This window comes from Bacillus sp. AR8-1 (assembly GCF_008042345.1).
In the GTDB taxonomy this organism is placed as follows: domain Bacteria; phylum Bacillota; class Bacilli; order Bacillales; family Bacillaceae_G; genus Bacillus_A; species Bacillus_A cereus.
Genome location: NZ_QNUB01000057.1, coordinates 20,982 through 33,604 on the forward strand (window position 1 = coordinate 20,982; position 12,623 = coordinate 33,604).

Below are 12,623 nucleotides of genomic sequence, written 5' to 3' on the forward strand. Positions count from 1 at the left end.
TTGTTTCTCTTGGAAAAGATAGTAAAATCAGCAGATTATGAAACAGAATGATGGTTTTCTTATAGAAGCCATTTTTCTTTTTTGAGCAGGTAGAAAGACTCAACGTATTTATCTTTAAGAGAAAAAGACTACGCTAATAGCAGTAGTTGTATTTATTTGTGATTTTGCACAAATTTTTTTGTGCATTTATAATACTCATGATTTGAGGGGTGAAGCAGTTGACAGGTCAACTAGTTCAATACGGACGCCACCGCCAACGAAGAAGTTATGCCCGTATTAGTGAAGTATTAGAGTTACCAAATCTTATCGAAATTCAAACCTCTTCTTATCAGTGGTTTCTTGATGAGGGTTTGCGAGAAATGTTCCAAGACATTTCTCCGATTGAAGACTTTACGGGAAATCTATCGCTTGAATTTATCGACTACAGCTTAGGTGAACCTAAATACTCTGTAGACGAATGCAAAGAGCGTGATGTGACGTATGCAGCACCACTTCGTGTAAAAGTGCGTCTAATCAACAAGGAAACTGGTGAAGTAAAAGAACAAGATGTGTTCATGGGAGATTTCCCACTCATGACAGAGACTGGAACATTCGTAATTAACGGTGCAGAACGTGTTATCGTTTCCCAGTTAGTTCGCTCTCCAAGCGTATACTATAGTGGCAAAGTGGATAAAAACGGAAAACGTGGTTTTACTGCTACTGTAATTCCAAACCGCGGAGCTTGGTTAGAGTATGAGACAGATGCTAAGGATGTTGTATATGTGCGTATTGACCGTACGCGTAAACTTCCTGTAACTGTTTTGTTACGCGCATTAGGGTTTGGCTCTGATCAAGAAATCACCGAGCTTTTAGGTGATAACGAATACTTAAGCAACACATTAGAAAAAGACAACACAGATAGTACAGAAAAAGCATTGCTTGAAATTTATGAGCGTCTACGTCCTGGTGAACCACCAACAGTAGAAAATGCTAAGAGCTTACTTGTGTCTCGTTTCTTCGATCCAAAGCGCTACGATTTAGCAAATGTAGGTCGCTATAAGATCAACAAGAAGTTACACATTAAAAACAGATTGTTTAATCAACGTTTAGCTGAAACATTAGTGGATCCAGAAACTGGTGAAATTTTAGCGGCAGAAGGAACAATCTTAGATCGTCGTACACTTGATCGCATTTTACCTTACTTAGAGAAAAACATTGGATTCAAAACAGCGAAACCAATGGGTGGAGTGGTAGAAGGCGATGTTGAGCTGCAATCTATTAAGATTTATGCTCCTGAGTCGGAAGGCGAACGTGTAATTAATGTAATTGGTAATGCAAATATTACTCGTGATGTGAAACACATCACACCAGGTGATATCCTTGCTTCTATCAGTTACTTCTTCAACCTACTATACAAAGTAGGGGATACAGATGATATTGACCATTTAGGAAACCGTCGTCTGCGTTCTGTTGGAGAACTATTACAAAATCAATTCCGTATCGGTCTTTCTCGTATGGAACGTGTTGTTCGTGAGAGAATGTCGATCCAAGATACAAATGCAATTACACCACAGGCGCTAATTAATATTCGTCCTGTTATTGCATCTATTAAAGAGTTCTTCGGAAGTTCTCAGTTATCTCAGTTCATGGACCAAACAAATCCATTAGCAGAGTTAACTCACAAACGAAGACTATCTGCATTAGGACCTGGTGGTTTAACGCGTGAGCGCGCAGGCTTTGAAGTACGTGACGTTCATTACTCCCACTACGGTCGTATGTGTCCGATTGAAACACCAGAGGGACCAAACATCGGTTTGATTAACTCATTATCTTCGTTCGCGAAAGTAAATGAGTTTGGTTTCATTGAAACACCATATCGTCGTGTTGACCCAGAAACTGGTCTTGTAACAGGGCATGTTGATTATTTAACAGCAGATGAAGAAGATAACTATGTTGTAGCCCAAGCGAATATGAAATTATCTGATGAAGGTGAATTCCTAAGTGAAGATATCGTAGCTCGTTTCCGTGGTGAAAACATTGTCACAAATAGAGAACGCATCGACTACATGGATGTATCTCCAAAACAAGTAGTGTCGGCAGCGACAGCTTGTATTCCGTTCTTAGAAAACGATGACTCTAACCGCGCACTTATGGGAGCGAACATGCAACGTCAGGCAGTTCCGTTAATGAATCCGGAATCTCCGATTGTAGGTACAGGTATGGAGTACGTATCAGCAAAAGACTCAGGTGCTGCAGTAATCTGTAAACATCCTGGTGTTGTTGAGCGCGTAGAAGCACGTGAAGTTTGGGTACGTCGCTATGTAGAAGTTGACGGTCAAACAGTAAAAGGCGACTTAGATCGCTACAAAATGCAAAAATTCATTCGTTCTAACCAAGGAACTTGTTACAACCAACGTCCAATCGTAAGTGTTGGAAATGAAGTTGTAAAAGGTGAAATCCTTGCGGATGGTCCTTCTATGGAATTAGGTGAACTAGCACTTGGACGTAACGTGCTTGTTGGCTTCATGACTTGGGACGGTTATAACTACGAGGATGCGATCATCATGAGTGAGCGCCTTGTAAAAGATGATGTGTACACTTCTATTCATATTGAAGAATATGAATCAGAAGCTCGTGATACGAAGCTTGGACCAGAAGAAATTACACGTGACATTCCAAACGTTGGGGAAGACGCATTACGTAACCTTGACGAGCGCGGTATCATTCGCGTTGGTGCTGAAGTAAAAGATGGAGATTTACTTGTTGGTAAAGTAACACCTAAAGGTGTAACAGAATTAACAGCTGAAGAACGTCTATTACATGCTATCTTTGGAGAAAAAGCGCGTGAAGTACGTGATACATCACTACGTGTACCACACGGTGGTGGCGGTATTATCTTAGACGTAAAAGTATTCAACCGTGAAGATGGCGATGAATTGCCACCAGGCGTGAATCAACTTGTACGTGCATATATCGTTCAAAAACGTAAAATTTCTGAAGGTGACAAGATGGCCGGACGTCACGGTAACAAAGGTGTTATTTCTCGTATTTTACCAGAAGAAGATATGCCTTACTTACCAGACGGTACGCCAATCGATATCATGTTAAACCCATTAGGGGTACCATCTCGTATGAATATCGGTCAGGTATTAGAGCTTCATCTTGGTATGGCAGCAAGATACCTGGGCATTCACATTGCAACACCAGTATTCGATGGTGCTCGTGAGGAAGATGTTTGGGGCACAATTGAAGAAGCTGGTATGGCAAATGACGCGAAAACAATCCTGTATGACGGACGTACTGGTGAACCATTCGATAACCGCGTATCTGTTGGTGTCATGTATATGATCAAACTTGCGCACATGGTTGACGATAAACTTCATGCTCGTTCTACTGGACCATACTCACTTGTAACGCAGCAACCTCTTGGAGGTAAAGCTCAGTTCGGTGGACAGCGTTTCGGTGAGATGGAGGTTTGGGCACTTGAAGCTTACGGTGCTGCTTATACTCTTCAAGAAATCTTAACAGTGAAGTCTGATGATGTTGTTGGACGTGTTAAGACTTATGAAGCAATTGTTAAAGGCGAAAATGTTCCAGAACCAGGCGTTCCTGAATCATTCAAAGTATTGATTAAAGAGCTGCAAAGTTTAGGTATGGACGTTAAAATGATGTCTAGCGACGATACAGAAATTGAAATGCGTGATACAGAAGATGACGATGATCATCAATCAGCAGATAAATTGAATGTCGAAGTTGAGACAACTAAGGAATAATTGGGATAACCTGTAGACTAAAAGGGAGGTAGGCCCCTTGATAGATGTAAATAACTTTGAATATATGAAGATTGGACTTGCTTCACCTGACAAGATTCGTTCTTGGTCATACGGTGAAGTTAAGAAACCAGAAACTATTAACTATCGTACGTTAAAGCCTGAAAAAGATGGCTTGTTCTGTGAGCGTATTTTCGGACCACAAAAGGACTGGGAATGTCATTGCGGAAAATACAAACGTGTACGTTATAAAGGTGTAGTTTGTGATCGATGTGGCGTTGAAGTAACGCGTGCAAAAGTACGTCGTGAACGTATGGGTCATATTGAGTTAGCTGCTCCTGTATCTCATATTTGGTATTTCAAAGGTATCCCGAGCCGCATGGGACTTGTCTTAGACATGTCCCCTCGCGCGCTTGAAGAAGTAATTTATTTCGCTTCTTATGTTGTAACAGAAAGTGGAGATACACCACTTGATAAGAAGCAATTACTTTCTGAAAAAGAATACCGTGCATATCGTGATCGATATGGTAGCACATTCCAAGCTGCTATGGGTGCAGAAGCGATTAAAAAGCTACTACAAGACATTGATTTAGATAAAGAAGTAGACTTCTTAAAAGAAGAATTAAAAACAGCACAAGGACAACGCCGTACTCGTGCTATTAAACGTCTAGAAGTATTAGAAGCATTCCGTAACTCTGGAAATGAACCATCTTGGATGATCTTAGATGTTCTACCAGTTATCCCACCAGAACTACGCCCAATGGTACAGTTAGATGGTGGACGTTTTGCTACTTCTGACTTAAACGACTTATATCGTCGTGTAATTAACCGTAACAACCGTTTAAAACGTCTATTGGACCTAGGTGCTCCAAGCATCATTGTTCAAAACGAAAAACGTATGTTACAAGAAGCTGTAGATGCATTAATTGATAATGGTCGTCGTGGCCGTCCAGTAACTGGACCAGGTAACCGTCCATTAAAATCACTATCTCACATGCTTAAAGGTAAACAAGGACGTTTCCGTCAAAACTTATTAGGTAAACGTGTTGACTACTCTGGCCGTTCTGTAATCGTTGTAGGACCGAACTTAAAGATGTACCAATGTGGATTACCGAAAGAAATGGCGCTTGAACTGTTCAAACCTTTTGTTATGAAAGAGTTAGTTGGAAAAGGGTTAGCACACAACATTAAGAGTGCGAAACGTAAAATTGAGCGTGTACACCCTGAAGTTTGGGACGTTTTAGAATCTGTGATTAAAGAACATCCAGTACTTCTAAACCGCGCACCAACACTTCACCGTCTTGGTATCCAGGCGTTTGAACCTACATTAGTAGAAGGTCGCGCAATTCGTCTTCACCCACTTGTATGTACTGCATACAACGCGGACTTTGACGGTGACCAAATGGCGGTTCACGTTCCGTTATCATCAGAGGCACAAGCAGAAGCTCGTATTCTTATGTTAGCGGCACAAAACATCTTGAATCCAAAAGACGGAAAACCAGTTGTTACTCCATCTCAGGATATGGTATTAGGTAACTACTACTTAACACTTGAGCGTGAAGGCGCAATCGGTGAAGGTATGGTCTTCAAAGATGCAAACGAAGCAATACTTGCATATCAAAATGGATATGTACATCTGCACACACGTGTTGCAGTTGCTGCAAGTTCAGTAAATAACGTAACGTTTACTGAAGAGCAAAAAGGTAAGCTTCTATTAACAACAGTTGGTAAATTAATATTTAACGAAATCTTACCAGAGTCGTTCCCTTATATTAATGAACCGACAAACTCAAACCTTGAAAAAGAAACACCAGCGGAATATTTCGTTGAAAAAGGTGCGAACATTAAAGAAATTATTGCTAGTCGCGAAGAAGTGGCGCCATTTAGCAAGAAGATCCTTGGTAACATCATTGCGGAAGTGTTCAAACGTTTCCAAATTACAGAAACGTCTCGCATGCTTGACCGTATGAAAAACTTAGGGTTCAAGTACTCTACAAAAGCTGGTATTACAGTTGGGGTATCTGACATTCTTGTATTAGGCGAAAAAGATGAAATTCTCCACGAAGCACAAGCAAAAGTAGATAATGTAATTAAACAATTCCGTCGCGGTTTAATCACGGAAGAAGAACGTTACGATCGCGTTATCTCTATTTGGAGTAATGCAAAAGATGTTATCCAAGGAAAACTGATGAAATCCTTGAATAAACGCAATCCAATCTTCATGATGAGTGACTCAGGTGCCCGTGGTAACGCATCTAACTTTACTCAGCTTGCTGGTATGCGTGGTCTGATGGCCAATCCATCTGGTCGTATCATCGAACTTCCAATCAAATCGAGTTTCCGTGAAGGTTTAACAGTACTTGAGTACTTCATCTCTACGCATGGTGCGCGTAAAGGTCTTGCCGATACAGCACTTAAAACTGCCGATTCTGGTTACTTAACACGTCGTCTTGTAGACGTTGCACAAGATGTAATTGTCCGTGAAGATGATTGTGGAACAGATCGTGGTCTATTAATTGGTGCGATTAAAGAGGGTAATGAAGTAATTGAGTCATTATATGATCGTCTTGTTGGACGTTTTGCAAGAAAAACTGTAAAACATCCTGAAACAGGTGAAGTATTAGTTAGTGAAAACCAATTAATTACTGAAGATATCGCTCATATCGTTGAAAATTCGGGTGTTGAAACTGTAAATATTCGTTCAGCGTTTACGTGTAACACTCGCCATGGTGTATGTAAGAAGTGTTACGGTCGTAACTTAGCAACTGGTACAGACGTAGAAGTAGGAGAAGCGGTAGGTATTATCGCAGCTCAATCTATCGGTGAGCCAGGTACACAGTTAACGATGCGTACATTCCATACAGGTGGGGTTGCCGGAGATGATATCACTCAAGGTTTACCTCGTATCCAAGAGATCTTCGAAGCTCGTAATCCGAAAGGTCAGGCAGTTATCAGTGAAATCGACGGTGTTATCGCAGCGATCAACGATGTTAAAGATCGCCAAGAAGTAGTTGTACAGGGTGAAGTTGAAGCTCGTACGTATGCTATTCCTTACGGTGCTCGTCTGAAAGTAACTCCAGGACAGCCAATTAGCCACGGTAAAGAGTTAACAGAAGGTTCTATTGATCCGAAAGAATTACTAAAAGTAACGGACATTACAGCAGTTCAAGAATACTTATTACGTGAAGTTCAAAAAGTATACCGTATGCAAGGGGTAGAAATTGGTGACAAACACGTAGAGGTAATGGTACGTCAAATGCTACGTAAAGTTCGTGTAAGTGATGCAGGTGAAACAGACGTATTACCAGGAACATTACTAGATATCCATCAGTTTACTGATGCGAATGCGAAGGTGTTACTGAAAGGTAAACAACCAGCGACAGCTAGACCTGTTCTACTTGGTATTACAAAAGCTTCACTTGAAACTGATTCATTCTTATCTGCAGCATCATTCCAAGAAACAACTCGTGTCTTAACTGATGCAGCAATTAAAGGTAAACGTGATGAGCTTCTAGGATTGAAAGAGAACGTTATTATCGGTAAACTTGTTCCTGCTGGAACAGGTATGAATCGTTATCGCAAAGTGGATCTTGTAAAAACAACACAAGATAACATGAATGTAGAAAATGATGAGATTTATGTGGAACAGTAAAATTTTCCGTCGTAAATTTTGTATAAAAACATCTAATCCTAGTTGACATTGTATGAGTCAAAATGTTACTATAATCAAGGTTGCTCCTGAACGATGCTTTGGAGGATATTTATATGTCTTATCAAAAAGTGTCAAATGCTGAAAATGTAGTCGTTGGTCATAAACGCACATTGGAAGCAATCAAAAATGGTATAGTTAAAGAAGTTGTTATTGCAGAAGATGCTGATGTGCGGTTAACCCATGTTATCATTCGCACTGCTTTGCAACATAACATACCCATAACAAAGGTTGAATCAGTTCGTAAGCTTGGAAAAGTTTCGGGGATTCAAGTGGGAGCTTCAGCAATAGGAATAATAAGTTAAAACTGTTTTTGTGAGGAGAGAGCATTTGCTCTTCCTTGCAAAAACTTTGTTTTCAACTAATAATGAACCACCTGGATATGTGGTCATACAAACATGCGAAGGGAGGATAATCAAATGCCTACTATTAACCAATTAGTGAGAAATGGTCGTACTGATAAAGTATGGAAATCTAAATCACCTGCGTTAAACAAAGGATTTAACTCTTTAAAGAAAAAATCAACTGATATCTCTGCACCTCAAAAACGTGGTGTATGTACTCGTGTTGGTACAATGACTCCAAAGAAACCTAACTCAGCGTTACGTAAATACGCTCGTGTACGTTTAACAAACGGTATTGAAGTTACAGCTTACATCCCAGGTATCGGTCATAACTTACAAGAGCATAGCGTAGTATTAATTCGCGGTGGTCGAGTAAAGGATTTACCAGGGGTACGTTACCACATCGTTCGTGGAGCGCTTGATACAGCTGGTGTTGACAAACGTATGCAAGGACGTTCTAAATATGGTACTAAGCGACCAAAACCTGCTAAAAAATAATAAACTTATAATGAAAGGAGGAACTCAATATGCCTCGTAAAGGACCTGTTGCGAAACGTGACGTGTTACCAGATCCAATGTACAATTCTAAGCTAGTAACACGCCTTATCAACAAAATGATGGTTGACGGTAAAAAAGGTAAATCTCAAACAATTCTTTATAACGCTTTCGATATCGTTCGTGAACGTTCAGATAAAGAACCAATGGAAGTATTCGAGCAAGCTCTTAAGAACATCATGCCTGTTCTTGAAGTACGCGCTCGTCGTGTTGGTGGTGCTAACTACCAAGTTCCAGTTGAGGTTCGTCCAGAACGCCGTACAACTTTAGGTCTTCGCTGGTTAGTAAACTATGCTCGTCTTCGTGGTGAAAAAACTATGGAAGAGCGTCTAGCTTACGAAATCTTAGATGCAGCTAACAACGCTGGTGCATCTGTTAAGAAACGTGAAGACACTCATAAAATGGCAGAAGCTAACAAAGCATTTGCTCATTACCGTTGGTAGGATTCAACGTAAAATAAATGTATGCATAAACCGCTTTATTTGTCGCTTATGGAAGTGTGGAGAGGGAGAATGCCTCTCCCTTTCGTTGGGCGCTCGTTTTACATAATGAGGGTACTGGACACTGGCATATGTAACAATATAAAGTGGCTTTTTTGCTACTTAAAATAAAAAATCCAATCCATATATGGAAGGAGCAAGACACCAAATGACAAGAGAGTTCTCTTTAGAAAACACTCGTAATATTGGTATCATGGCTCACATCGATGCTGGTAAAACAACAGCAACTGAGCGTATTCTGTATTACACAGGACGTATTCATAAAATCGGTGAAACTCATGAAGGTGCATCTCAGATGGACTGGATGGAGCAAGAGCAAGAGCGTGGTATCACAATTACTTCTGCTGCAACTACAGCTCAATGGAAAGGTCACCGTGTAAACATCATTGATACTCCAGGACACGTAGACTTCACAGTAGAAGTAGAACGTTCTTTACGCGTACTTGATGGTGCGGTAGCAGTACTTGATGCACAATCTGGTGTAGAACCACAAACAGAAACTGTTTGGCGTCAGGCTACTACTTACGGTGTACCTCGTATCGTATTCGTTAACAAAATGGATAAGATCGGTGCAGATTTCTTATACTCTGTAGGAACAATCCACGATCGTTTACAAGCAAACGCACATCCAATTCAGTTACCAATCGGTGCTGAAGATGAGTTCAATGGTATCATTGACCTTGTTGAAGAGTGTGCTTACATGTACGGTAACGATTTAGGAACAGACATCGAGCGTGTCGAAATTCCTGAAGAGCACAAAGAACTAGCTGAAGAATACCGTGGAAAGCTTATTGAAGCGGTAGCTGAGCTTGATGAAGAAATGATGATGAAGTACCTAGAAGGTGAAGAAATCACTGTAGAAGAGCTTAAAGCTGGTATCCGTAAGGCTACAACTTCTGTAGAATTCTTCCCAGTAATCTGTGGTTCTGCATTCAAAAACAAAGGTGTTCAAATTCTGTTAGACGCAGTTATCGACTACCTACCATCTCCATTAGATGTACCTGCTATTAAAGGTACTCTTCCGGATACAGATGAAGAAGTAGAACGTAAGTCTAGCGATGAAGAACCATTCGCAGCTTTAGCATTCAAAATCATGACTGACCCTTATGTTGGTAAGTTAACGTTCTTCCGTGTGTACTCTGGTGTGTTAAACTCTGGATCATACGTGAAAAACTCAACTAAAGGTAAGCGTGAGCGTGTAGGACGTATCCTACAAATGCACGCTAACAGCCGTGAAGAGATTTCAACAGTTTACGCTGGTGATATCGCTGCTGCTGTAGGTTTAAAAGATACTACTACTGGTGATACTCTTTGTGACGAGAAGAGCCTTGTTATCCTTGAGTCTATGGAATTCCCAGAGCCAGTTATCTCTGTAGCTATCGAACCAAAATCTAAAGCTGACCAAGATAAAATGGGTACAGCATTATCTAAGCTTTCTGAAGAAGATCCAACATTCCGTGCTCACACTGACCAAGAAACTGGCCAAACTATCATCGCTGGTATGGGTGAACTTCACCTTGATATCATCGTTGACCGTATGCGCCGTGAATTCAAAGTCGAAGCAAACGTTGGTGCTCCTCAGGTAGCATACCGTGAAACTTTCCGCGCTGCTGCGAAAGTTGAAGGTAAGTTTGCTCGTCAATCTGGTGGACGTGGACAATTCGGTCACGTTTGGATTGAGTTTGCACCTAACGAAGAAGGTAAAGGATTTGAATTCGAAAACAAAATCGTCGGCGGTGTAGTTCCACGTGAATACATCCCAGCTGTTGGAGCGGGTCTTGAAGACTCACTTAAAAATGGTGTACTAGCTGGTTACCCACTAGTTGACATTAAAGCAGCATTAGTTGACGGTTCTTACCATGATGTCGATTCATCTGAGATGGCGTTCAAAATCGCTGCATCTATGGCACTTAAAGCTGCGGTTTCTAAATGTAACCCAGTAATTCTTGAGCCAATGATGAAAGTTGAAGTTGTAATTCCTGAAGAGTACATGGGAGACATCATGGGTGACGTAACATCTCGTCGTGGACGTGTAGAAGGTATGGAAGCTCGCGGTAACGCACAAGTTGTTCGCGCTATGGTTCCACTTTCTGAAATGTTCGGTTATGCGACAGCATTACGTTCTAACACTCAAGGACGCGGAACATTCTCAATGACATTTGATCATTATGAAGAAGTACCGAAGTCTGTTTCAGAAGAAATTATTAAAAAAAATAAAGGTGAATAATTGATTTTTATCAATTGTTCGAGTATAACTACTTATGTAAGCTTAGAAAGTGGGACGTAAGTTTCGCTTTCTAGTCTAAATATAAAATAACCTATATAAACTAAGGAGGAATTTAGAATGGCTAAAGCTAAATTCGAACGTTCTAAACCCCATGTTAACATCGGTACAATCGGCCACGTTGACCATGGTAAAACTACATTAACTGCTGCGATCACTACAGTTCTTGCAAAAGCTGGTGGTGCTGAAGCACGCGGATACGATCAAATCGACGCTGCTCCAGAAGAAAGAGAGCGCGGAATCACAATCTCAACTGCACACGTTGAGTACGAAACTGAAACTCGTCACTATGCACACGTTGACTGCCCAGGTCACGCTGACTATGTTAAAAACATGATCACTGGTGCTGCTCAAATGGACGGCGGTATCTTAGTAGTATCTGCTGCTGATGGCCCAATGCCTCAAACACGTGAGCACATCCTTCTTTCTCGTCAAGTAGGTGTTCCTTACATCGTTGTATTCTTAAACAAATGCGACATGGTAGACGACGAAGAATTATTAGAATTAGTAGAAATGGAAGTTCGTGACCTATTATCTGAATACGGATTCCCAGGCGACGACATTCCTGTAATCAAAGGTTCTGCTCTTAAAGCTCTTCAAGGAGAAGCTGATTGGGAAGCAAAAATCATTGAATTAATGACTGAAGTTGATGCTTACATCCCAACTCCAGAACGTGAAACTGACAAACCATTCTTAATGCCTATCGAGGATGTATTCTCTATCACAGGTCGTGGTACAGTTGCAACTGGTCGTGTAGAGCGCGGAATCGTTAAAGTTGGTGACGTAGTAGAAATCATCGGTCTTGCTGAAGAGAATGCTTCTACAACTGTAACTGGTGTAGAAATGTTCCGTAAACTTCTTGACCAAGCTCAAGCTGGAGACAACATCGGTGCTCTTCTTCGTGGGGTTGCTCGTGAAGACATCCAACGTGGACAAGTTCTTGCTAAAACTGGCTCTGTAAAAGCACACGCTAAATTCAAAGCTGAAGTTTTCGTATTATCTAAAGAAGAAGGTGGACGTCACACTCCATTCTTCGCTAACTACCGTCCTCAGTTCTACTTCCGTACAACTGACGTAACTGGTATCATCCAATTACCAGAAGGTACTGAAATGGTAATGCCTGGTGACAACATCGAAATGACTATCGAACTTATCGCTCCAATCGCTATCGAAGAGGGAACTAAATTCTCTATTCGTGAAGGTGGACGTACAGTAGGTTACGGTGTAGTTGCTACTATCGTTGAGTAATCTTAGCTGATATAAAAAAACCTAAGGGATTTTCCCTTAGGTTTTTTGTTTGCGTTTATATAAAGAAGAAGAGTGTGTTTTTTTGTTTTGACGAGTTTCTTCTATAGTAATATAAAAACAACAAAAGATAATCCAGAAACTGTAAAACGAATTCTGTTAGATGAAAACTTGAAATTCTTTAAAGTGCCATGTATAATAGCAAAAGTAGAGAAAAGCAGATGCAAACAAAAAGAT

Annotated in this window: 7 protein-coding genes; all 7 read left to right on the forward strand. The window is 40.7% G+C overall.

The features are described from left to right. Window positions 1–218: 218 nt before the first annotated feature. The 7 genes from rpoB (at window position 219) to tuf (ending at window position 12,389) form a co-directional block, all read left to right on the forward strand. The gene (rpoB, locus tag DN400_RS27100) at window positions 219–3,752 is read left to right on the forward strand and encodes a DNA-directed RNA polymerase subunit beta (RefSeq protein WP_000147553.1); all 3,534 of its coding nucleotides are present in this window, start codon (window positions 219–221) and stop codon (window positions 3,750–3,752) included. A 37-nt stretch (window positions 3,753–3,789) separates the two neighbouring features. Next, the gene (gene rpoC / locus DN400_RS27105) at window positions 3,790–7,401 is read left to right on the forward strand and encodes a DNA-directed RNA polymerase subunit beta' (protein ID WP_000567943.1); all 3,612 of its coding nucleotides are present in this window, start codon (window positions 3,790–3,792) and stop codon (window positions 7,399–7,401) included. 113 nt (window positions 7,402–7,514) lie between these two features. Further along, window positions 7,515–7,763: a 50S ribosomal protein L7ae-like protein gene (locus DN400_RS27110; protein WP_000121833.1), complete on the forward strand. Its 249-nt coding sequence runs from the start codon at window positions 7,515–7,517 to the stop codon at window positions 7,761–7,763. A 114-nt stretch (window positions 7,764–7,877) separates the two neighbouring features. Then, on the forward strand, window positions 7,878–8,300 hold the full coding sequence (rpsL, locus tag DN400_RS27115) for a 30S ribosomal protein S12 (protein ID WP_001142341.1): 423 nt from the start codon (window positions 7,878–7,880) through the stop codon (window positions 8,298–8,300). A 29-nt stretch (window positions 8,301–8,329) separates the two neighbouring features. Further along, entirely contained in the window at window positions 8,330–8,800 is a 471-nt protein-coding gene (gene rpsG / locus DN400_RS27120; protein ID WP_001137492.1) for a 30S ribosomal protein S7, read from the forward strand. A gap of 205 nt (window positions 8,801–9,005) precedes the next feature. Then, entirely contained in the window at window positions 9,006–11,084 is a 2,079-nt protein-coding gene (fusA, locus tag DN400_RS27125; protein ID WP_000196384.1) for an elongation factor G, read from the forward strand. A gap of 117 nt (window positions 11,085–11,201) precedes the next feature. Further along, window positions 11,202–12,389 carry an elongation factor Tu gene (gene tuf / locus DN400_RS27130; RefSeq protein WP_001029617.1) on the forward strand — a complete coding sequence of 396 codons (1,188 nt, stop codon included), beginning with the start codon at window positions 11,202–11,204 and terminating at the stop codon, window positions 12,387–12,389. Window positions 12,390–12,623: the final 234 nt, after the last annotated feature.

Coding starts and splice junctions, on each gene's coding strand:
- DN400_RS27110 (WP_000121833.1), top strand. CDS start 7,515: ATGTCTTATCAAAAAGTGTCAAATGCTGAAAATGTAGTCGTTGGTCAT.
- rpsL (WP_001142341.1), top strand. CDS start 7,878: ATGCCTACTATTAACCAATTAGTGAGAAATGGTCGTACTGATAAAGTA.
- rpsG (WP_001137492.1), top strand. CDS start 8,330: ATGCCTCGTAAAGGACCTGTTGCGAAACGTGACGTGTTACCAGATCCA.
- fusA (WP_000196384.1), top strand. CDS start 9,006: ATGACAAGAGAGTTCTCTTTAGAAAACACTCGTAATATTGGTATCATG.
- tuf (WP_001029617.1), top strand. CDS start 11,202: ATGGCTAAAGCTAAATTCGAACGTTCTAAACCCCATGTTAACATCGGT.